This window comes from Hoeflea sp. IMCC20628 (genome assembly GCF_001011155.1).
GTDB lineage: Bacteria > Pseudomonadota > Alphaproteobacteria > Rhizobiales > Rhizobiaceae > Hoeflea.
This window is the reverse complement of sequence record NZ_CP011479.1, coordinates 20,489-40,578: the sequence shown is the minus strand read 5'-3', so window position 1 is coordinate 40,578 and position 20,090 is coordinate 20,489. Positions and strand designations below refer to the sequence as shown.

Below are 20,090 nucleotides of genomic sequence, written 5' to 3'. Positions count from 1 at the left end.
GGTCAGTTGCCTGCAACTTTTGCAGCTTCCAAAGCCGCAGTCCAGAAAGGGTTCGCAAAGATCAGGATCATGGCGACGACGAAACAGTAAATCGCGGTCGACTCGATCATCGCGAGGCTGACGAACAGGGTACGCGAAATTGTCGAGGCAGCATCAGGCTGCTGTGCGATCGCGCTGAGTGCCGTTGCTGCGGTGCGTCCTTCACCAAGGGCCGGACCGATGGCGCCGAACGACACGGTCAGCCCGGCTGTAAAGATGGAAATTGCGGCGATGATGCCAAGGTCTGTCATGGGGTATCCCTTTCAGGCTGTAAGGATTTTTGAGGAGCGGTGGCGGCGGAGATGTAGACCGTCGCCAGAATTGCGAAGATGTAGGCCTGGATCATCCCGGTCAGAAGGCCCAGCAAATCCATCACCACGGGAAAGAAGAACGGAACCACGCTCAGCAAAATGACCCCGATGACGGCTCCGCTCATGATATTGCCGTAGAGGCGCATCGCCAGGGATATCGCCCGCGTAAATTCCGCAATGATGTTGAAGGGGAGCATTATGAATGAGGGCTCCAGATATGTTTTAAGGTAGCCGCCCAGTCCCCGGCTGAAGATGCCAAAGAGCGGCACCGCAATCACAACGGAAAGCGCCAGCGCAGTTGTCGTCGACAACGAGGATGTCGGCGGTTCAAACCCCGGAACGACCAGCAGCAGGTTGGACATGGCGACGTAGAGGAACAGTGTTCCCGAGAAATAGAGCAAGTGCCGCGAGGGACCCGGGGCGATTTCCTGGATCTGTCCCTGAATGCCCTGCAGGACGACTTCCAGCATCGTCCGCCAGCGGTTGGGCGGCACATCGGGTCGCAGATTGCGGGTGATCAGCATCGACACGAGCGTCAGCACGGCCATCACAACCCAGGTGTAGAAAATGGTTGCGTTGATCGGGATGCCCCAGATCTCGAACATGATGGTTTGATCGGGTGACAGGTTCATGGCGCGTCCCCCGTGGCTGCGTCAGTGCGGGCAAGTGTCGTGGCTACTAACCGGACGATCAGGAACGCAATTCCATAGCCAAGACCGGCCCACGGTCCGGCTTGACTGACAACGACCCAACCGATGCCGAGGAAGGCTGCGAGCCGTATCGCGGCGCTCAGTGCCAGTATTCCAATGTGGTTTTTGGTACGCAGTGCGCGCTGAATGCCAACGGCCAGGCCGACGAAGAAGACTATCCCCATCACCGTGCCAATGCCGAATCCGACCATCGCGGCAGTCCAGTCGATATCTATCATTTGCGCCCCCCTTCCTTGTTCATCCACATCCCGGCGATGAACGCGCCAAGAACGACGCCGCCCAGGATCAGGCTGATGGTCCACGAGAAGCTTTGTGGAGCCACACGGTCGAGCCAGATCCCCAGAAGCGCGCCGCCGACCGTGGGTACTGCGACCGACCAGCCAATCATCCCGAAGGTACTGATGCCCATAAGCGGACTCGGACCCGGATTTTCGCGCGTCGATTTCATCCGCTTGGCATGGCGGCCGATATCCTCGGTGGGCTTGTCGGGTTTCTGCGTCATTGCTGCGGCCTCCGCAGTTCAGCAAAGCGCCGGACCATGTCTGCCTCAAGCCGCGACAGCGCGGAACGTGCCTGGCGCTCGTCCTCATCCATCTGAATGAAGCTCGTCTCCACGGTGTCCTGCAAACTTTCGAGATCATCGCCATGGACACCGCGCATGGCTGCAACGGCCAAATTGTGCCCCTTTTTCACCAGCAAACCTTCATCGAGACCGAAGATTGCCTCGGATCCATCGACAAGGCACAGCGTCATGACCGACGGCACAAGCGCGGTGACAAAATCAACGTGATTGGGCCAGATGCCGAATGCACCATTCGGGGCAACCGCCGTCACACGCGTAGCGCGCCCGTCGAACAGCGTGCGATCAGGCAGGCGCAGGATGACATTCATGTCGGGTGCCATGCTCATGATTTTGCCTCCAGATCATCCAGGCTGCCAATCATGTAATAGGCGCTTTCGGGAAGGTCGAACTGGGTTTGCCCGAGAATCGTCTCGCAGCCGGTCAGCGTATCGGCGATCGGCACCATCTTGCCTTCCATACCGCTGAAGGAGCCCGTCGTGAAAAAGGGCTGAGTGAGAAACCTCTCCAGTCGCCGGGCCCGCGCCACAGTGGCGCGGTCAGCCGCCGACAGTTCCTCAAGTCCGAGCATGGCGATGATATCGCGCAGTTCCTCATACTCGGCCAAGGTCCTGCGCACTGCGCGGGCGATATCATAGTGCCGTTGCCCGACCACCGAAGGTGTCAACATCACCGAGGCCGATGCCAACGGATCGACAGCCGGATAGAGCCCCTCGCTTGCCCGCTTGCGCGACAGCACCACCGATGCCGAAAGATGCGAGAAGATATGTGCCGCGGCCGGGTCTGTGAAATCGTCGGCGGGCACATAGACTGCCTGGATCGATGTAATCGCGCCGCGCTTGGTCGAGGTAATCCGTTCTTCCAGACCGGCAAGTTCGGTGGCCAGGGTCGGCTGGTATCCGACACGGGACGGCATTCGCCCCATAAGGCCCGAAACCTCGGACCCCGCCTGGACGAAGCGGAAGATGTTGTCGATCAACAACAGAACGTCTTGTCCTTTGTCTTCACGGAAATACTCGGCCATCGTCAATGCGGTGTTGCCCACCAGAAACCGTACGCCAGGAGCTTCGTTCATCTGGCCGAAAATCATCACGGTCTTATCGCGCACGCCCGCCTCGCCCATCTCGCGGTACAGCTCCTCCGCCTCACGCGACCGTTCGCCGATCCCGCAGAACAGGCTCACCCCCTTGTGGTGTTGCACAGTGTTGTTGATCAGCTCGGTGATCAAAACAGTCTTGCCCACGCCCGCGCCGCCAAACAGCCCGGTCTTGCCGCCCCGTTCAATCGGCGACAGCAGATCGATAGCCTTGATCCCTGTCTCGAGAATCTTGGAGTGCAGCACGCGATCGCTGAGCTTTGGCGGGGGTTGGTGAATAGAGCGGCGTGCTGTTGCCACCGGGGCAGGACGGCCATCAATTGGCGCGCCGAAAACATCCAGCATCCGACCCAGAACGGCGTCACCCACAGGAACCATGATTGGCCCTCCGGTCGCCTTGACTGTCATGCCAAGGCCAAGCCCGCGCACCGGCGCCAGTGCCATGGCCCGAACCATGCCGTGGCCGATCAGGCCGGCCACTTCCAACGCGACCTCTCCGGCGTAAAGCAGATCGTGAATCTTGGGAACAGGTCCCTCGAACGCCACATCGACAACACCACCGCGAATGGCAGCGATGCGACCATCAGTCTGTGTGTCAGGTTCGGGAAGGGCCGTGGTGCTCATTTGGGTGCCTCAGATCTCCTTAACACGCGGGTGCCAGCCGTGCCATCAAGGATGGACATTGCATCGGCCAACCGGCCGATCCCCGAAACACCGCCACGATCCGCAAAATCGCTGGCGGCGCGCAACTTTGGCCCCATCGACCCCTTTGGCATATCGAGCGCGCGCGCTTCATCCGGTGTCAGCCGGTCAAGCGGTATGGCAGCATCCGTGCCAAACCCCTGGTAGACCGCATCGACATCAGTCAGCAATAGCAAGGCATCCGCACCGATATCGGCGGCCAGAAGCGCACTGGCGGCATCCTTGTCGATCACCGCTTCAACCCCGATGAGACTGCCATCCGTCTTGCGCAACACAGGGATGCCTCCACCACCTGCACAAATCACGATCACGCCCTGATCCAGCAGCAATCGCAATACGCGCAGATCGGGAATTTCCAACGGCTTCGGAGACGCGACCACACGCCGCCAATAGTCTCCGTCCTGCGCAATTTGCCATCCCGCCGCGCTGGCCCGTGTCTCAGCCTCCTGCTTCGAATAAACAGGCCCGACGAATTTGGTTGGTGTGGCGAAGGCAGGATCATGAGCATCCACAATCACCTGGGTCAAAAGCGTTGCGACCGCATGATCGTGGCCGAGCGCGTTTTCCAGTTCCTGCTCGATCAGATAGCCGATCATGCCTTCGGTTTCTGCCCCGAGAATATCCAGCGGATAGGCCTCGTCGGGCTTGTAGGCAGCGCCCTGCAGCGCCAGCAGACCAACCTGCGGGCCATTGCCATGAGTGACAATCAACTGGTGTCCACCGCGCACGATTGCGGCCAGCGCCTGGGCAGCCGTCTTGACATTGGCGCGCTGCGCTTCGGCGGTCAGGGGCTGGCCCCGTTGCAAAAGCGCGTTGCCGCCCACGGCTGCCACAACCAGCATCTCAGGCCCCCAGGGTGGCCACGAGAACCGCCTTGATGGTGTGCATCCTGTTTTCGGCCTGATCGAAAACGATAGAGGCTTCGCTTTCGAACACCTCTTCGGTCACTTCCATGGCGTCGATGCCGAACTGGGCCTGAATATCGAGGCCGACGCTGGTTTCGGTGTTGTGGAAAGCCGGCAGGCAATGCATGAATCGGGTGCGCGGATTGCCGGTCTTGGCCATCAGCGCGGCATTTACCTGATAGGGCATCAACAGCTTGATGCGTTCGGCCCATTTCTCCTTCGGCTCCCCCATCGAGACCCAGACGTCGGTGTAGATGAAGTCGACGTCCAGAACCGCATCGTCGATGTCATCAGTAATCATGATACGGGCGCCGGTTTCAGCTGCGATCGCCTGCGCCTCGTCGCGAATTTCCTGGCGCGGCCAGCAGGCCTCTGGCGCACACAACCGCACATCCATGCCCATCTTGGCGCCGCCGATCAGCAGGCTGTCGCCCATATTGTTGGCAGCGTCACCGATGAAGCAATAGGCCACCTGGTGCAGCGGCTTTTCGACATGCTCCTGCATGGTGAGGAAATCAGCAAGAATCTGGGTCGGGTGGAACTCGTTGGTGAGACCGTTATAGACCGGCACGCCGGAATATTTGGCCAGCTGGTCGACGATCTCCTGACCGAAGCCGCGATATTCGATCGCGTCATAAATGCGGCCCAGCACCCTTGCGGTGTCCTTGACCGACTCCTTGTGGCCGATGTGGCTGCCGGTCGGTCCGAGATAGGTGACGCGGGCGCCCTGGTCGTAGGCGGCAACCTCGAAACCGACGCGGGTGCGGGTCGAGTCCTTTTCGAAAATCAGGGCAATATCCTTGCCTTGAAGCCGGGGCACCTCGGTGCCTGCATATTTGGCGGTCTTCAGGTCACCCGCGAGTTTGACCAGAAAGCCGATTTCGCGCGGTGTGTAATCGCGAAGCGTCAGCAGGCTGCGATTTTTAAGATTGAAAGCCATGATTGCTATCCTTTGAAACTAAATTGCGTCGCGGATGGTCGGGCAGCTCATGCAATGGCCGCCGCCGCGGCCACGGCCAAGCTCGGCGCCCGGCACCGCCAGCACCTCGATGCCGACCGCCTTGAGTGCGGCATTGGTGTCGTCGTTGCGGTCATATCCGACCACCAGGCCAGGACGCAGCGCCAGCACATTGTTGCCATCGTTCCACTGTTCACGGGCGCGCTCTTCCTCGGTGCTGCCACCGGTCGGCACGATCTGCAGCTTCTTGTAGCCAAGCACCTCGGCAACAATGTCGAAGATCGGGCGGGGATCGTGGCGGAAGGTCAGCGGCGCGTTGCCCTCGCCGGGGCGGATATCGTAGCAGATGAGTTGGTCGGCAACCTCCTTGAAGGTCGTGACCACATCGCCGCCGCAGAGCGTGAACACGGTGTCGAGATGCATCGCGGCGCGTGATTTTGGAATCCGGAATGCCAGCACCCGATCGACCACGCCCTTGGCAAACAGCGCTTCGGCCAGTTGACCGATACCCTGCGGTGACGAGCGTTCACCCATGCCGACCAGAACCGTGCGATTGCCCACTGGCATGATGTCGCCGCCTTCCAGCGTCGCCGGGCCGTGCTCCTTGGTCGGGTCGCCCCAATGGATATTGGTCTTGCCGGCAAATTTCGGATGGAACTTGTAGATTGCCGTGTTGAGCAGGGTTTCGGGGCGTCGCGCCGGCCAGTGCATCGGGTTGACCACCACACCATCATAAATCCATGCCGAGTTGTCGCGGGTAAACAGCGCATTGGGCAGCGGTGGCAGGAGGAAGCCGTGATGGCCAAGATAGCTGCCGAAAAGGCCGGTTGGCTTGAACGGAAGATCGTCTTCCGCCAGGCCGCCAAGCAGGAATTCCGCCAGCTGTGTGCCGGGCAGCTCGTCCATCCAGGCGCGAAGTTCCTCCATCATGCCGACGCCGACCTGATCCGGATTGATGCGGTGATCAAGCACGTAGGCCCGGCCTTCTTTGGTCTCGAGCGTCTCGGCCAGCAGGTCGTTGACGTCGAGCACTTCGACACCTTCGCCGCGCATCAGCGATGCGAAGACATCATGGTCCTTCTGCGCCTGCTTGACCCAGAAGACGTCGTCAAACAGCATTTCCTGGCAGTTGGACGGAGTGAGGCGGCGGTGGGCCAGGCCGGGGCGGCAGACGATGACCTGCCGCAATTTGCCGGTTTCGGAATGGACGCCGAGTTTAACGTTGGTATTCATAATTATATTCCAGAACTCAAGAGGGTCAGAGGGCGCTGATCGTGCCAGTCCACATAAGGTAGCCAGCGATGACAGCGGCGATGAGGATCCCGATCCCCATCAGGGCCTCGACGCCAGTGAAGGCTTTCTCACCGCGAGCGCTGCGGGCCCACCAGTATACGGGGATGCCGACGGCATAGAGAATTGCGCACATCAGCAGATAATTCGGACCTGCCGCATAGACCAGCCAGGCACCGTAGACAGTGGCGAGCGCTCCGGTGAACATGTCCCGTCCGCGCTTGTCTCCGGCTCCATAGGCTTCGCCGCTGAATGCCAGTTTGAAAGCATAGGCGCCAGACAGCACATAAGGCACCAGGATGGCCGTCGAAGCGATGTAGAACAGCGCCAGATAGGTGGAGTCGGAATAGAGCGTGACGATCAAAAACAGCTGCACGAAGATGTTGGTGATCCACAACGAGCCGGCAGGTGAGCCGTTCTTGTTCTCGATTGCGAATACGTCAGGCAGCATGCCTTGTTGTGCAGCGCGGTAGGGAATTTCCGCAGCAAACAGCGTCCAGGCCAGAAATGCACCGGCCACCGAGATGACCAGCCCGATCCGGACCAGCACCGAGCCCCAAGGGCCGACAGTCTGTTCCAGCACATTGGCCATCGAGGCGGCTGCGGGCAGCCCTGCGAGTTCCGGCTGGCCCATGATGCCGAAAGACAGCAGCGAAACACAGAGATAGATGCTCAGAGCAATGAGGAAGCCGATGATGGTCGCCTTGCCGATGTCAGAACGCTTGGCGGCGCGGGCCGAGTAAACGCTTGCGCCTTCAATTCCGATGAAGACCCAGAGGGTAACCAGCATGGTGCTCTTGACCTGGGTCATGATGCTGCCGAGATCCGGCGTTGCCGTGCCCCAGAAGTCGAGGCTGAAAGTAGGAAGATTGAAGGCGACGAAAACCAATACGATGAATAGACCAATCGGCACCAGCTTCGCGATCGTGGTGACGGTGTTGAAGATGGCTGCCTGGCGCACGCCCATCAGGCAAAGCGCATGGGTGATCCAGAGAACGACAGACGCGCCGATGATTGCCTGTGTCGTGTTTCCTTCGGCGCCGAAGGCCGGATAGAAATAGGACATCGCGCCGAAGATCAGCACCACATAGGAGACGTTGCCGAGCCAGGCGCTGAGCCAGTAACCCCAGGCGCTGTTGAAACCGACGAAATCACCAAAGCCGGCGCGGGCATAGGCATAGGGGCCAGCGTCAAGTTTCGGTTTGCGGGTAGACAGTCCCTGATAGACGAAGGCGAGAGCGAGCATACCGATGCCGGTGATAAGCCAGCCGATCATCACCGCGCCGGGGGAAGCACCCTTGGCCATGTTCTGCGGCAGACTGAAGATGCCGCCGCCAATCATCGAACCAACGACAAGCGCCACAAGTGGCACCAAGCCCAGCTTGCCGGCAGATTTTCCGCTGGATGTCGTTGCTACTGCTTTATCCGCAACACTCATGGTCGGATTCCTTAAATGATAGAATATGTTATGGCGTGCGGCACAATTTCCGGGGGAGCCCTGCGCATTGAAAGCAGCATGATCTCCGGCGAAGTTTTTCGAATTCGTGTCGCGGGGGCAGTTTTAGTCGACCGGACACAGGTTCGGATTGATGCAGGTCAATTGCCGAACTTGGGGCGACATTTTTCCATGTGTGGAACAGGGTTGAGCAAACGCAAAGCCAAGCTGCGGCAATGAATATGGGTTTCTCCCAACACCGAGAAACCAGCCAAGTGATAGATCCGAAAACCGATATTGCGGTCCATTCAAGCGGAGTTCGCTGGAATTGCCTGGCGTGAGTGGCGCCGCCGGAGAGCCAGCCCCCTGATCACAAAATCTAGGAATGCCCCTAATGGGAGGTATCATCAATTGGCGAAGAGTGTTTCTGTCGATAACCTTCGCCATCGCCATATTCGAGAAACTCGGCGTAATGGCGGTGGACTCCCGCCATGCGCTTTGCGTGTTTGATCGGGCACCAGCGTTTTTCAGTCCGCCCGGCAATTTCAGCGGCGTAAGCCAACAACCCGTTTCCGTATGAACAATACAAGCAATTCAGCTTTTCCAGCCCATTGAGGTAGGAAAGGTGCTTGCGGTCGAAAATTATGTAATCGGATCGCTTGGCCTTTTCGATCCGGTAAACCGGAAAGCAGATCGCCTGATAGATGGAGACAAACAGGTCCAGCAAAACAAACGGTACGATCATCGAATAGATCACCGGCGCAGTCAGAACCACCAAGGGGCGGGCACCGACGATGTAGGGCATGAGCTTCTGCTTCAGCGCTTCATGCTGCCGCTCAATATCGCGTTCAAAAACGATCTTGCGCTGCTCCACCTTGTAGCTGAACAGCTCTCGGCGGCTCGCCAATTCCTGCTCCAGCTCGGCTTCCAACGTGCGGATCCTTTCGAGGAGGCTGGCTACTCTGTCCGTCATTTGCTTGTCTCCTACACCGCTTTTTTCCTGGGCTTTACGGTGTAGCAGACTTCGGTGCACTCTGCTCGTTTTTGGCGTTGTTCGCGCGGGATATCGGGCTGAATTCTTCGGGCGTGATGGTTTCGTTTTCCAGCAACAACTCGGCGCCCGCCTTCAGGTCGGACATATGCGCGGTCAGGATCGTCTTGGCCTGCTCATAGGCATCCGCGATCAGTTGGCGCACGGCCAAATCGACTTCGCGGGCGGTCTCCTCGGAGTAGTCCTTCCCTGCCATCCCGTAAACCTGCTGGTCCATATACTGGCCGTGTTTGGCTTCCAGAACGGCCTGGCCAACAGCGGACGTCATTCCGAAGCGCGTAACGCATTCACGCGCTATATCCGTGGCTTTAGCCAGGTCGTCCGATGCCCCGGTTGATATCTCCTTGAACACCAGATCCTCGGCGGCACGTCCCGCCATCAGGACGACCATGCGGTCTTTCAACTCGGAGAAGGTGATCAGAAACCGGTCTTCAGTGGGGCGTTGCATCGTGTAACCCAGTGCACCGATCGACCGAGGAATGATCGAAACCTTGTGCACGGGGTCAGCATGCGCAACATTTGCAGCGGCGAGCGCATGGCCCATTTCATGATGCGCGACACGCGCGCGTTCCGCCTTGCCAAGCACTCGCGATTTGCGTTCCACACCGGCCACAATGCGCTCCACCGCCGCCGTAAAATCGGCCATGGTCACCTTGTCGCCGTCACGTCGTGTTGCCACAATGGCAGCTTCGTTCACCAGATTGGCGAGGTCGGCACCGGTAAAACCCGTTGTGATCGCCGCGACCTTATCCAGATCGACATCGTCCGAAAGATTGACGTCTTTGACATGGACCTTGAGAATATCCGCGCGACCTTTGCGTTCCGGCCGGTCAACGACAATCTGACGGTCAAACCTGCCTGCCCGCAACAGAGCTGCGTCGAGAACCTCCGGACGGTTGGTTGCTGCCAGCAGAACGATGCCGACCCTTGGATCGAAGCCATCGAGTTCCGACAGAAGCTGGTTCAATGTTTGCTCTTTTTCGTCTCCGCCGCCATAGCCCGATACGCCCGAGCGGGCGCGACCAAGGGCATCCAGCTCATCAATGAAGATGATGCAGGGCGAAGCCTTGCGGGCTTGCTCGAACAGGTCGCGCACTCGAGCTGCACCCACACCGACAAACATCTCCACAAATTCGGAGCCTGAAATCGAGAAGAACGGCACGCCCGCCTCCCCCGCAACGGCACGCGCGAGCAGCGTCTTGCCAGTTCCAGGCGGGCCAACCAGCAATATCCCCTTCGGAATATGCGCGCCGAGGCGGCCGTATTTATCCTTGTCCTTGAGGAAGGACACGATTTCCTTCAACTCGTCTTTCGCTTCATCAACACCGGCGACATCATCGAAGGTGACACCGGTCTTTGTCTCCAGATAGACCTTCGCCTTGGATTTGCCGATGTTCACGAGGCCGCCCAACCCCTGTCCACCACCGGACATGCGGCGCATAAAAAGCATCCAGATCCCGAAGAACAGCAGGACGGGCGCAACCCAGGAAATCAGATTTGTGAGCCAGTTCTGATCCGAGCCTCCGGTGAAGACGACATTCTTCGTCTCCAGCGTGTTGGCAAGGTCTGGATCAACACGATGTGCTACAAAATATTCCTTGCCGTCGACAGCCTGCTTGAAGCGCCCTTGAACCATCGTCTCGGTTACGGTCAGTTCCGCAATATCGCCTTTGTCGAGATGGGTCAGAAACTCGCTGTATTGCAGGGACTCGACACTGCGAGATCCAATCCAGAGCTGCAGGCTCATCCACAGCAGCGCTGCGATAATCCAGAATGTCCAGTTGAACTGTTTTTGTTTTTGCTTGTCCATGATCACAACTCGATGGGGTTCTTGATTTCAAAACACATCAAAACCCGGGCTGTCAGGTTCCACTGCTTTATGCTGGCAAAATCGTCATCAGTGCCGACCGTTTCCACGTTGCGCAGCATCGAAGGTCCACCTTCCATGAGAAACTCGACGCCGATCATCTCGATCACTTCCGGCCTGTTGGCGCCAGGCCTGATAACCACCTGGGATCGATGCACCATGCAATCGTCATAGCGCGCGGTAATTGCGATCGCAAACGCAATCAGCTGCTCGTATTTGCCCGACAACGCACCATTTCCCGGCGCATCCCTCAACAAACTGCTGATTGCCTTTGTGGCGGCCGGGATCACGTCGGCCAAGCCCGTACAACCAGCGTGATATTGGGCGACAATTTCCGGGTAGTGTCTCATGGCCTGAAGTCCCTTTATGGCTCAAGGGGACACTACGCGCTGATGCAGCCCACCAAATTGACCTCCATCAATCTGCAATTCGTCCCCTAACCTGTCCGCTCAGCTTGCCACCGGATTTTTCGTCAGCATGACACGCCGACGACCTGCTCCACCTGACTAACGCGGGCGCGTCCAAATCCTTACTTCAAACGGAGGTGGTGTCAGGGCATCACAACTCGGTCCTCTGATCGGAACTCGGCATGCGGGCTTCATCAGGGGCAGCGGCCATATGCGCCGCGTCAACAGATCAAACACATGCCCGCACCCAAAGAAGGGTCGTCCACACTTGATCCCGTCGCTCTGCGGCCTAGCCGACGAAATGGCGCAGCGAGGACCGCAGGGCGGCAGCGGTGAATCCCCTGCCGATGAAGACGATGCTGTTGCTGTGATCGCTTGCGGATCTGGGAAGAATTTCGGGCGACTGCACAGAGTTGCGCACTGCCTGCAACAACAGATGTCCTGCCGGGCTGTTCAAGACCCCCTTGACGCGCACGATGTCCTTGCCGCGCGCATGCAGCAAGGCAGACAACCAGACACTGAACGCAGCCCAGTCGACGGAGGGATCTATGTCGATCCGCATCGGAACCACAGGATCGCGGGTGTCCGATCCCGAAAACGCAGGCAGCGCCACCGGTGGCACATCGGAATCAATCTCCAACTCCAGCTCGATGCCCTTGACCGCAGCCGACATGGTCGCTGCAGGATTGAGTACTTTCAGTGTCCCCACAAGCCCGGAAACGCTCTCTGGGGTGACCGTATCCACCTTGGTCAGCAGCAGCCGGTCAGCGGCTTCGATCTGTTGCCGTCCCAGCGGCTCTTCACTCAGTTGCGCGATGGCGTTGGCCGCATCAACCGCAACAATGATCTCGGTGACGAGGATATGATACACCAGCACCGGATCCTCACGGATGGCGGTGACAATCGCCGCCGGGTCCGCCAATCCGCTGGTCTCCAATACGATCTGCTCGAGCCGCGGCTCTGATGCTGACTGCCGGCTTCTGGTGTTGCATAACTCTCTGAGTGCGGCGATCAGATCGGCCTTGCCGGTGCAGCAGACGCAGCCGCCTGCCAACAGCGTCATGGATTCTGCATGTTCGGCCAGCAACGCATCATCCACCGGCGTCTCGGCGGCTTCGTTGACAATGATATGGGCGTCGCCAAAGACACCGCTGAACAGCTGATGCCGTAGCCAGGTGGTCTTTCCCGAGCCGAGATAACCGCCAAGCACCGTCAGCCTGATGCGTCCATCGGCGCTTTTCTGGGTCATGCCTTCAAGCCGCTATTTCGGAATCGATGCCAATGAAGCGCGGATCCAGCGGATCCAGCGGCTTGCCGATCTGCCGCTCGGCCTCGACCCAGACGGCCTCGAGATCGCGCAGGCTTTTCTGCCCGCCTGTGAAGGACGACAGCTGAATGCCGGGAATTTGCCCGTCAACGCTGGCGCTCAGACCGTAGCTGGCGAGTATTTTCTTGAGAACCTGCGCCCGGCGATACTGCATCCGAAGACGGTCACCAGGTGTATCGGCTCCGGCATCTGTCCAGTGGCCGGGAGCCGTCGGGAATCCACATGCGTTGCACATCTGCCGCTCCTCGCGTTTGTGGGGTGCCGGGACAGACTGTCCGCCCCGGCTGATGTCGCGTCAATGACGTCAGATGACTTCCGGACGTTCCTTGCCCTCGAAGGGGAATCGCTTGCGGAAATCATCGGCGATCGAGGCAAAGTCCATCCATTCAACGCCATCGTGGCCGTTGATGTATTCGATCAGCCGCTCGAGCATCAGCAGAACCTGGGGCCGGCCCGATACGTCGGGGTGAATGGTGATCGGGAACACGCCGTAATCCATCTCGCGGTAGACCCAGTCGAACTGATCCTTCCACATCTGCTCGATGTCGCGCGGGCTGACAAAGCCGTGGCTGTTGGCAGCCTTCTTGATGAACATCATCGGTGGAAGATCGTCGACATACCAGTTGGCGCCGATATCGACGAGGTCGATTTCCTTGCCGTGCTTGAGCGGTTTCATCCATTCGGTGGCGGTCTTGGAATAGTCGATCACGGTCCATTCATCACCAACGCGGGCATAGAATGGCTGGAAGTCACGGTAGCTCTGGCTGTGGTCATAGGAGAAATTGTATTTTTCCAGCAGTGCCGCTGTCACGCTCGACATTTCCCACCAGGGGGCGACATAGCCGCGCGGCGCCTTGCCGGTCAGACCCTTGATCAGGTCGATCGACTTGACCAGCACTTCTTCTTCCTGCACCGGGGTCATCGCGACGGGGTTTTCGTGCAGATAGCCATGGGCACCGATTTCATGGCCGGCTTCGACGATCATGTCCATTTCGCGCGGGAATGTTTCGAGCGAGTGACCGGGGATGAAGAAGGACGTCTGCAGATCATACTTCTTGAACAGGCGCAGCAGGCGCGGAACGCCGACTTCGGTCGCGAAGATGCCGCGCTGAATATCATTGGGGGAATCTCCTCCGCCGTAGGAGCCGATCTGCCCGGCGACGGAGTCGATGTCCGTGCCAAAAGCACATATGATTTTCTTGGCCATTCTTGATACTCCTCTAGTGATGGTGTGGTGACACGAGCGGGCGCTAGCCCCGGATGACCTCTTCGCTGCCAAGGGCGGCGCAGAGCAGTTTGTGGTCCTGACCATGTGATCCGGACATCAGGAACCCTGTCGGCAAGCCGTCTGCATCGGTTCCGTTGGGGATGGATACGCCGCACCAGTCGAGGAAATTCCCCAGCGAGGTGTTGCGCAAAGTCAGGCCGTTGTGGGCGAAGAACACATCCTGATCGGCCTCCAGCGGCGCGGTCTGCATCGCCACGGTCGCCGTTGTCGGACAAATCAGGATCGCATCGCCAATGATCGCCGTGGTCTCGGCGATAAGCCGGGTGCGGGCCTCTTGCAGGATCACCAGATCGACGGCACTCATGGTTTCGGCCTGACGGATTCGGCGCACGACGCGCGCATCCATCTGGGCCGCGTCAGGGCCTGCCAGCCGCTTCTGGTGCACGGCGAGCGCTTCGGCGCCGGCCAGAAAGCCGTGACGCTGCATCAGTTCATGGATCTGGTGAAGTTGCGGCATGGCAACCCGGCGGACGCGCGCGCCCTCGGCTTCGAGCCGGGCCACGGTGGCGTTGAAATTTTCCACAACGGCAGGTTCGGCATTGTCGAACATCACGTCATCGGGAATCAGGAATGTCAGCTGCTCAACCTTGGAGGCGTCAGCCTCGGGCTGCGCCAGGCCACGCAGAACCGCATCGAACAGAACGCAATCCTCGACCGTATGAGCCAGCGGTCCGAGTGAATCCAGCGTTCTGGCCAGCGGAAACACGCCTTGCATCGGGTAATGCCCGGTGGAGGTTTTGTAGCCGACAACGCCGTTGAAGGAAGCCGGGATACGCACCGATCCGCCGGTGTCGGTGCCCATTGCGACAGAAACGATGTCCCGCGCCACGACAACGCCGGCGCCGGATGACGAGCCGCCGGGACTGCGCGCCGGTCCCTGCCCTGCATGAGGGTTCAGGGGCGTGCCGTAGTGCGGGTTCAGGCCGATGCCTGAATAGGCGAATTCGGTCATGTTGAGCGTGCCGGTGGTGACCATGCCCGCCCGGTGTCCGGCAGCAACGACCGGCGCGTCGGCAGCAGCGGGCGCCTCGCGCTTGAGCACGACAGACCCGGCAGTGGTCACCCGGCCTTTAAGGTCAAAAAGGTCCTTCCAGGCGATCGGCACACCGTCGAGCAGACTGGCAGGCAGTCCTGCCTTCAGCCGCTCGCGCGAGGCCCGCGCCTCGGCCATGGCGCGGTCCGGCAATTCCTCGATGAAGATCGCCGGGTCGCCGACCTGCCTGATCTTCTCGAACACCTCGACCGCAAGATCGACCGGATCAATGCGTCCGGCCTGAAGTGCTTCGGCCAGAGATTTTGCCGTGCGCGATGCCATGGTCTACTCCTATCGGTCGATCACCGTTGCACCGGATGGCTTCCAGGCGACAAAAGCAGCAGCGCCAGCCTTGAGGCGGTCGCGGTACTTGTCGACATGGCCTTCGACGTTGATCTTCTTGCCGTTGTCGAGCATGACGATCATCTGCATGATATGTCCGACCACCTGCAAACGGGTGATGGTGCAGGGAATGACGTTCAGGCCGAAAGCTGCGCGCCTCTTCGCTTCGGGGACGTCGTCAGGCAGGATGTCGACCGCTTCGGCGGGCAGCACGATGCTCATCTCCTGCCCCTTGTTGGACGACACATTGTTGCGGTTGGCACCGGCCAGCGGGCCGAATGGCGTGTCGAGAACTAGCGCCTCTGGCGAGGCATCCCTCAGCGTTCCGGGAATGATGGTGTTGGAACCAATGAACTGCGCGACAAACTGGCTGCGCGGCCTTGTATAGAGTTCACGCGGCGGGCTGATCTGTTCAATCCGGCCGGCGTTCATCACCACGATACGGTCCGAAAGCGCCAGCGCCTCGGATTGCGCGTGAGTGACGAAAACAAAGGTGATGCCGAGATCGCGCTGCAACAGCTTCAGCTCGTTCTGGATGTTCTTGCGCAGGTTCGCGTCAAGCGCGCCCAGCGGCTCGTCGAGCAGCAGGATATCCGGTTCGACCACGAGCGAACGCGCAAGCGCAATGCGCTGCCGCTGGCCTCCCGACAAGCGGTTGGTCGGCATTTCCGAAATGTCGAGCAGACCCAGTTTTTCGAGGATGCCATCCACCTTGCGGTTGGCATCGGCCGCGTTCATGCCTTTGACCTCGAGGCCAAAGCGCACGTTCTGACGCACGTTCATGTGCGGAAACAGCGCATAGTTCTGGAAAATCATCGATGTCGGGCGCTTTTCGGGCAACTGGTCGTTTACCCGCTGGCCCCGGATCATCAGATCGCCGGAGGTTACACTCTCAAAGCCGGCAATCATTCGCAGCGTCGTGGACTTGCCGCAGCCAGACGGGCCGAGAAAAGCGATGAACTCGCCCTTGTCTACGTCGATGTTGAAATCAATGACGGCCGGCGTGCCGTTGTCATAGATCTTGTTGACGTTGGAAAGCTGCAGATCGTAGATCAAAGCAACGGTGTCCTTGTGCTATCATGGCCCAACCGGGGCGAAATGCCCCGGTTGGGGGTTTCAAAGATCAGGCGGTCAGGAACTCGTCCCACTTCTGGATCAGCAGATCATACTCATCTGGCCACTGGTGCCAGTAAGCGACGTTGGCCGCACGGGTTTCGAGCGAACCGCCATCTCGCAGATCGCCTTCCTTGATGCCGCGTTCGGCTTCGCCGACCCAAGGCGCACCTTCGTACCAGAAGGCGTATTTGTCGGGATCCATCGCTTCCTTGACGTTGGTCGTGGGCGAATAGTAGCCCTGCTCCGACACGGCAACAGCGGGCGGGCCCGACAGCCAGTAATCGGCATAGGCTGCGACTGCTTCCAGGTTCGGCGAGGTCTTGAGCGGTGCAACACCGATCGCCCAACCGCGATAGCCCTCTTTCATGGTCGCATAGGAGCATTCGACGCCCTGTGCCTTGACCGCCATGACAGCAGGCTGCCATGCATCGGCGATGACCATTTCGCCGGAAGCCAGAAGGTTCACCAGCTCGCCGAAGTCACCCCAAAGGGCACGGAACTGGCCTTCTTTCTTCTTCGAAATCAGGAATTTCGCGGCTTCCTCGATCGCAGCTGCGTCCGGATTGCCAGGGTTGGCGACTTCAAGCAGGCCAAGCGTGTTCATTGCCATGACTGCCTGACCGAACGCGATCAGCGGATCGACGTTGAGGCCGGTCTTGCCCTTGAACTTGGGATCGAACAGCGCAGCCCAGGTCGAGGCTTCTTCAGCGTCGACGAGGTCAGGCCGGTAGCCGATGGAATCATAGTTGAAGACCGTCGGAATCATGTTCAGGCGCTGCTGGCTTTCGTCTTCCCAGATCTGGCCGACGATCTGCCGGTTCAGGTCCCAGCGATCGGACGGCTTGGTGAAGGTTTCACGAATACCGGCCCAATTCGGGATACTGGATGCAGGCGCCGGAGCCAGCTTGTCAGTCGCGACCATTGCGGCAAGACGTTCACCGATGATTTCCCAGCAATCATAAGAGTCAGAGCCCGACAGGATTTCGGTCTGTGTGTTGGGGAAAATGTCGGCTTTGCCCGAAACAGATCCGATGCCTGACTTCACTTTGAAATCATTGAGGATACGATCCTGAACAGTCACCGAAAGACCGACAGTGCGCAGTTGCTGTTCCGCGAGCCCTGCAGCAAATGCCTGCTGCCCGCCGAAGAAAGGCATGCCACCAGCTGCCAATGCAGCGCTGCCTGCAGTGGTCTGCAAAAATCGCCGCCTTGAGAAATTTGAGGTAGTCATTCAGCTTCTCCTTGTTGATTCAGTTCCTGGTTGATCGTGTCGTCTTGTCGCTCAGAGCCGTTGTGCGGCCCTCCGTCGTCAGTAGCGTCCAACCAAAAGGCCACCATCAACGGTAATCACTTGTCCTGTCAGATATCGCGCCCCTTTGGAGGCGAGAAAGACGATGACATCGGCGATGTCATCCGGCTGACCGACGCGGCCAAGCGGGATGATCTCTCCGACGGTTTCGACGGCGACGGGGCCAAGCGAATGCTTTTCCGACAACAGCTGTGCCGTGCGGATGTAACCGGGAGCCACGCCATTGACGCGAATTCCACTGCGCGCAAGCTCTACCGCCAGCCCGCGCACCAATCCGACGACGCCGGATTTCGCGGCGGAGTAATGCACATGTTCGTCCCAGCCATAGGCAACACCCATGATTGATGACAGGCAGATCACCGCGCCCTTGCCGCGCGCCTTCATGCCCGCTGCCGCCGGGCGAACCACCCGCAGCATTCCCTTCAGGTCGATGTCGAAGGTCTGGTCCCACTTCTCGTCCGTCAATTCCTCCAGCGGGACACGGTGGGCGATCCCGGCATTTGCAACGATGACATCCACCGATCCCAGCCGCGCCTCGACATCGGCAACCACGGCATTGGCCTGCTGCGTGTCGGTGACATCGAGAAACTTGAACTCGGCAGTGCCGCCTGCTGCCTCGATTTCAGCGACCACGGCGCGGCCTTCGGCCTCGAGCACATCGGTGATGACCACCCGGTCGCCCTGCGCGGCAAATGCTAATGCGGTCGCGCGGCCAATGCCGATGCCGCCACCGGTAATAAGAACAACATCGCTCATAGCATCACATCTCCAGAATTCGGGCTCAGGGTCTGACCGACAAACAATGCGGCATCGCTGGAGCACAGGAAGGCCACAGTGCCGGCGACTTCATCGGGTTCGCCAAAGCGGCCGAGCGGCAGCTCCGCAGCCTTGGCATCCTGCCAGTCCTGCGACAGCGCGCGGACCAGCGGCGTGTTGATCGGGCCTGGCGCCACTGCGTTGACACGCACGCCCTGCTCGGAGACCTCGCGCGCCAGCGCCTTGGTCATGCCGATAATACCGGCCTTGGCGGCTGAATAGTGCACAAGTTCGACGCCGCCAATCTGCCCAAGTTGCGAGGCCATGTTGACGATGACGCCTTCACCGCGTTCCAGCATTCCCGGCAGCACCGCATGAGTGCACAGGAAAACGCCGCGCAGATGAACTGCGATCATGCGGTCAAAATCGCTGACCTTCATGTCGGTGAAACGTGCCTGATGGATATGACCGGCGTTGTTGATCAGGTGGGTGGGCTGGCCGAACTGCGCCACGCAGGTTTCAACCATGCGTGCCACGTCCTGTTCATCGGACACATCGCCCTGAACCGGGAAGGCTGTGGCGCCGATTTCCCTGGCAACGGCTTGCGCCGCGTCAAGGTTGAAATCGTTGACAACCACCTTGTAGCCATCCTTGGCCAGGCGAAGCGCGATCGCCCGCCCGATGCCCGATCCGGCTCCCGTGACAATGGCGACACTCATGCGATGTCCTCCTGCATGGCCATCTTCTTGGCCCGCCGGACGCTCAGGCCCATCAGGATGCCGTAGACCGCAAGCAGCGCGAAGGAGAACAGCGTCGTCAGTACGCCGAAGGCAAAGATGTTGGGATGGATCTCGACCGAAAAGGTGCCGTAGATCGCCAGCGGCAGGGTCTGATCCCGGCCCGAGGCAAACAGCGTCCGCGGGAATTCGTCAAAGCTCAGCGTGAAGGCAAAGAGCATGGCCGACAGAACGCCGGGGAAGATCAGCGGGAACGTCACCTTGCGGAAAGTACGCATCGGCGACACGCCCAGCGACCACGACGCTTCCTCGACCGAGCCGTCGAACCGGTTGAGGATCGCCAGCATCACCAGGAAGGCGAAAGGAAAGGTGTAAACGACGTGGGCGACAAATGCGGTTGACCACCAATGCCGCTCGATGCCGAGCACGTTGTTGGCCAGCAGCGAAGTGCCAAGTCCGGTCAGAACGCCGGGCACCATCATGCCCAGAACGATCAGGTAGAAGACAACGCCAGCGCCGCGAAACCGCTTGCGGAAAGCCTGGGCTGCCATCACGCCCAGAACGGTGGCGGTGACCATGGTCATGAACGCCAGCGTCAACGAGCGGAGCAGCGCCTGCCCCACAGGCAGTGGTGCGATGCGCGACGGCGGCACCAGGCCGAAGAGATGCTTGTACCAGTAGGTTGACCATTCGATGATCGGGAACTGCGGCCCACCTTCCGGACCCTGCTGGAAGGACAGGGTGCCGAGCACGAAGAAGGGGCCGTAAAGGAAAAGCAGGAACAAGCCGATATAGACGGCGAGGATGGGTTTGAGGACCTTGGATTCCATC

Annotated in this window: 23 protein-coding genes; 1 reads left to right on the top strand and 22 read right to left on the bottom strand. The window is 59.6% G+C overall.

From position 1 onward, the window contains the following. Positions 1-2: 2 nt before the first annotated feature. From IMCC20628_RS00205 to arcD, 10 genes are read right to left on the bottom strand one after another with little or no spacing between them, the layout of a single operon-like run. Positions 3-290 carry a F0F1 ATP synthase subunit C gene (locus IMCC20628_RS00205; RefSeq protein WP_047028518.1) on the bottom strand — a complete coding sequence of 96 codons (288 nt, stop codon included), beginning with the start codon at positions 288-290 and terminating at the stop codon, positions 3-5. Beyond that, positions 287-982: a F0F1 ATP synthase subunit A gene (locus IMCC20628_RS00200; RefSeq protein ID WP_047028517.1), complete on the bottom strand. Its 696-nt coding sequence runs from the start codon at positions 980-982 to the stop codon at positions 287-289. The genes IMCC20628_RS00205 and IMCC20628_RS00200 overlap by 4 nt, the downstream gene beginning before the upstream one ends. After that, positions 979-1,278: a hypothetical protein gene (locus IMCC20628_RS00195; protein ID WP_052766230.1), complete on the bottom strand. Its 300-nt coding sequence runs from the start codon at positions 1,276-1,278 to the stop codon at positions 979-981. Before IMCC20628_RS00195 ends, IMCC20628_RS00200 begins: the two co-directional genes overlap by 4 nt. After that, positions 1,275-1,562 carry an AtpZ/AtpI family protein gene (locus tag IMCC20628_RS00190; RefSeq protein ID WP_047028516.1) on the bottom strand — a complete coding sequence of 96 codons (288 nt, stop codon included), beginning with the start codon at positions 1,560-1,562 and terminating at the stop codon, positions 1,275-1,277. Before IMCC20628_RS00190 ends, IMCC20628_RS00195 begins: the two co-directional genes overlap by 4 nt. Beyond that, positions 1,559-1,969 (bottom strand): ATPase, encoded by a 411-nt coding sequence (locus IMCC20628_RS00185; RefSeq protein WP_047028515.1) that lies wholly within the window; start codon positions 1,967-1,969, stop codon positions 1,559-1,561. Before IMCC20628_RS00185 ends, IMCC20628_RS00190 begins: the two co-directional genes overlap by 4 nt. After that, a complete protein-coding gene (gene atpD / locus IMCC20628_RS00180) occupies positions 1,966-3,360 on the bottom strand; it encodes a F0F1 ATP synthase subunit beta (RefSeq protein WP_047028514.1) in 1,395 nt (464 codons plus the stop codon). Before atpD ends, IMCC20628_RS00185 begins: the two co-directional genes overlap by 4 nt. Continuing rightward, on the bottom strand, positions 3,357-4,280 hold the full coding sequence (gene arcC / locus IMCC20628_RS00175) for a carbamate kinase (protein ID WP_047028513.1): 924 nt from the start codon (positions 4,278-4,280) through the stop codon (positions 3,357-3,359). The genes atpD and arcC overlap by 4 nt, the downstream gene beginning before the upstream one ends. Position 4,281: 1 nt before the next feature. Continuing rightward, positions 4,282-5,283 (bottom strand): ornithine carbamoyltransferase, encoded by a 1,002-nt coding sequence (gene argF, locus IMCC20628_RS00170; RefSeq protein ID WP_047028512.1) that lies wholly within the window; start codon positions 5,281-5,283, stop codon positions 4,282-4,284. Positions 5,284-5,301: 18 nt separating this feature from the next. Then, positions 5,302-6,534 carry an arginine deiminase gene (locus IMCC20628_RS00165; protein ID WP_047028511.1) on the bottom strand — a complete coding sequence of 411 codons (1,233 nt, stop codon included), beginning with the start codon at positions 6,532-6,534 and terminating at the stop codon, positions 5,302-5,304. A 25-nt stretch (positions 6,535-6,559) separates the two neighbouring features. Further along, on the bottom strand, positions 6,560-8,029 hold the full coding sequence (gene arcD / locus IMCC20628_RS00160) for an arginine-ornithine antiporter (protein WP_047028510.1): 1,470 nt from the start codon (positions 8,027-8,029) through the stop codon (positions 6,560-6,562). Between the two features lie 15 nt (positions 8,030-8,044). Between arcD and IMCC20628_RS24955 the strand changes: the two genes are divergently transcribed. Next, on the top strand, positions 8,045-8,266 hold the full coding sequence (locus tag IMCC20628_RS24955) for a hypothetical protein (RefSeq protein WP_156174365.1): 222 nt from the start codon (positions 8,045-8,047) through the stop codon (positions 8,264-8,266). A 151-nt stretch (positions 8,267-8,417) separates the two neighbouring features. On the opposite strand, the gene IMCC20628_RS00155 is transcribed toward IMCC20628_RS24955, so the two are convergent. The 12 genes from IMCC20628_RS00155 to IMCC20628_RS00100 all read right to left on the bottom strand — a co-directional run bounded on the left by IMCC20628_RS00155 (position 8,418) and on the right by IMCC20628_RS00100 (position 20,089). Beyond that, entirely contained in the window at positions 8,418-9,059 is a 642-nt protein-coding gene (locus tag IMCC20628_RS00155; RefSeq protein ID WP_343123249.1) for a hypothetical protein, read from the bottom strand. Next, on the bottom strand, positions 9,034-10,887 hold the full coding sequence (gene ftsH, locus IMCC20628_RS00150; protein WP_047028508.1) for an ATP-dependent zinc metalloprotease FtsH: 1,854 nt from the start codon (positions 10,885-10,887) through the stop codon (positions 9,034-9,036). Before ftsH ends, IMCC20628_RS00155 begins: the two co-directional genes overlap by 26 nt. Positions 10,888-10,889: 2 nt before the next feature. Next, the gene (locus tag IMCC20628_RS00145) at positions 10,890-11,294 is read right to left on the bottom strand and encodes a carboxymuconolactone decarboxylase family protein (RefSeq protein ID WP_156174364.1); all 405 of its coding nucleotides are present in this window, start codon (positions 11,292-11,294) and stop codon (positions 10,890-10,892) included. A gap of 346 nt (positions 11,295-11,640) precedes the next feature. Further along, positions 11,641-12,600 (bottom strand): GTP-binding protein, encoded by a 960-nt coding sequence (locus IMCC20628_RS00140; RefSeq protein ID WP_047028507.1) that lies wholly within the window; start codon positions 12,598-12,600, stop codon positions 11,641-11,643. Positions 12,601-12,604: 4 nt separating this feature from the next. Further along, positions 12,605-12,913, bottom strand: a complete 309-nt coding sequence (locus IMCC20628_RS00135) for a hypothetical protein (protein WP_047028506.1) — start codon at positions 12,911-12,913, stop codon at positions 12,605-12,607. A gap of 69 nt (positions 12,914-12,982) precedes the next feature. Then, on the bottom strand, positions 12,983-13,885 hold the full coding sequence (locus IMCC20628_RS00130; protein ID WP_047028505.1) for a polysaccharide deacetylase: 903 nt from the start codon (positions 13,883-13,885) through the stop codon (positions 12,983-12,985). A gap of 43 nt (positions 13,886-13,928) precedes the next feature. Next, positions 13,929-15,281 (bottom strand): amidase, encoded by a 1,353-nt coding sequence (locus tag IMCC20628_RS00125; protein WP_047028504.1) that lies wholly within the window; start codon positions 15,279-15,281, stop codon positions 13,929-13,931. 9 nt (positions 15,282-15,290) lie between these two features. Next, on the bottom strand, positions 15,291-16,397 hold the full coding sequence (locus IMCC20628_RS00120) for an ABC transporter ATP-binding protein (protein ID WP_047028503.1): 1,107 nt from the start codon (positions 16,395-16,397) through the stop codon (positions 15,291-15,293). A 67-nt stretch (positions 16,398-16,464) separates the two neighbouring features. Beyond that, positions 16,465-17,688, bottom strand: coding sequence for an extracellular solute-binding protein (locus IMCC20628_RS00115; protein ID WP_047028502.1), 1,224 nt, complete (start codon positions 17,686-17,688; stop codon positions 16,465-16,467). A 78-nt stretch (positions 17,689-17,766) separates the two neighbouring features. Continuing rightward, complete coding sequence (locus IMCC20628_RS00110; RefSeq protein ID WP_047028501.1) at positions 17,767-18,522, bottom strand: SDR family NAD(P)-dependent oxidoreductase; 756 nt, start codon at positions 18,520-18,522, stop codon at positions 17,767-17,769. Then, positions 18,519-19,241, bottom strand: a complete 723-nt coding sequence (locus IMCC20628_RS00105) for a 3-oxoacyl-ACP reductase family protein (RefSeq protein WP_047028500.1) — start codon at positions 19,239-19,241, stop codon at positions 18,519-18,521. The genes IMCC20628_RS00110 and IMCC20628_RS00105 overlap by 4 nt, the downstream gene beginning before the upstream one ends. Next, complete coding sequence (locus IMCC20628_RS00100; protein ID WP_047028499.1) at positions 19,238-20,089, bottom strand: ABC transporter permease; 852 nt, start codon at positions 20,087-20,089, stop codon at positions 19,238-19,240. Before IMCC20628_RS00100 ends, IMCC20628_RS00105 begins: the two co-directional genes overlap by 4 nt. Position 20,090 lies beyond the last annotated feature (1 nt).

What these genes read in the sequence shown, in the direction of transcription:
- IMCC20628_RS00205 (WP_047028518.1), bottom strand. Translation starts at nt 290, where the DNA reads ATGACAGACCTTGGCATCATCGCCGCAATTTCCATCTTTACAGCCGGG.
- IMCC20628_RS00200 (WP_047028517.1), bottom strand. Translation starts at nt 982, where the DNA reads ATGAACCTGTCACCCGATCAAACCATCATGTTCGAGATCTGGGGCATC.
- IMCC20628_RS00195 (WP_052766230.1), bottom strand. Translation starts at nt 1,278, where the DNA reads ATGATAGATATCGACTGGACTGCCGCGATGGTCGGATTCGGCATTGGC.
- IMCC20628_RS00190 (WP_047028516.1), bottom strand. Translation starts at nt 1,562, where the DNA reads ATGACGCAGAAACCCGACAAGCCCACCGAGGATATCGGCCGCCATGCC.
- IMCC20628_RS00185 (WP_047028515.1), bottom strand. Translation starts at nt 1,969, where the DNA reads ATGAGCATGGCACCCGACATGAATGTCATCCTGCGCCTGCCTGATCGC.
- atpD (WP_047028514.1), bottom strand. Translation starts at nt 3,360, where the DNA reads ATGAGCACCACGGCCCTTCCCGAACCTGACACACAGACTGATGGTCGC.
- arcC (WP_047028513.1), bottom strand. Translation starts at nt 4,280, where the DNA reads ATGCTGGTTGTGGCAGCCGTGGGCGGCAACGCGCTTTTGCAACGGGGC.
- argF (WP_047028512.1), bottom strand. Translation starts at nt 5,283, where the DNA reads ATGGCTTTCAATCTTAAAAATCGCAGCCTGCTGACGCTTCGCGATTAC.
- IMCC20628_RS00165 (WP_047028511.1), bottom strand. Translation starts at nt 6,534, where the DNA reads ATGAATACCAACGTTAAACTCGGCGTCCATTCCGAAACCGGCAAATTG.
- arcD (WP_047028510.1), bottom strand. Translation starts at nt 8,029, where the DNA reads ATGAGTGTTGCGGATAAAGCAGTAGCAACGACATCCAGCGGAAAATCT.
- IMCC20628_RS24955 (WP_156174365.1), top strand. Translation starts at nt 8,045, where the DNA reads ATGATAGAATATGTTATGGCGTGCGGCACAATTTCCGGGGGAGCCCTG.
- ftsH (WP_047028508.1), bottom strand. Translation starts at nt 10,887, where the DNA reads ATGGACAAGCAAAAACAAAAACAGTTCAACTGGACATTCTGGATTATC.
- IMCC20628_RS00145 (WP_156174364.1), bottom strand. Translation starts at nt 11,294, where the DNA reads ATGAGACACTACCCGGAAATTGTCGCCCAATATCACGCTGGTTGTACG.
- IMCC20628_RS00140 (WP_047028507.1), bottom strand. Translation starts at nt 12,600, where the DNA reads ATGACCCAGAAAAGCGCCGATGGACGCATCAGGCTGACGGTGCTTGGC.
- IMCC20628_RS00135 (WP_047028506.1), bottom strand. Translation starts at nt 12,913, where the DNA reads ATGTGCAACGCATGTGGATTCCCGACGGCTCCCGGCCACTGGACAGAT.
- IMCC20628_RS00130 (WP_047028505.1), bottom strand. Translation starts at nt 13,885, where the DNA reads ATGGCCAAGAAAATCATATGTGCTTTTGGCACGGACATCGACTCCGTC.
- IMCC20628_RS00125 (WP_047028504.1), bottom strand. Translation starts at nt 15,281, where the DNA reads ATGGCATCGCGCACGGCAAAATCTCTGGCCGAAGCACTTCAGGCCGGA.
- IMCC20628_RS00115 (WP_047028502.1), bottom strand. Translation starts at nt 17,688, where the DNA reads ATGACTACCTCAAATTTCTCAAGGCGGCGATTTTTGCAGACCACTGCA.
- IMCC20628_RS00110 (WP_047028501.1), bottom strand. Translation starts at nt 18,522, where the DNA reads ATGAGCGATGTTGTTCTTATTACCGGTGGCGGCATCGGCATTGGCCGC.
- IMCC20628_RS00105 (WP_047028500.1), bottom strand. Translation starts at nt 19,241, where the DNA reads ATGAGTGTCGCCATTGTCACGGGAGCCGGATCGGGCATCGGGCGGGCG.
- IMCC20628_RS00100 (WP_047028499.1), bottom strand. Translation starts at nt 20,089, where the DNA reads ATGGAATCCAAGGTCCTCAAACCCATCCTCGCCGTCTATATCGGCTTG.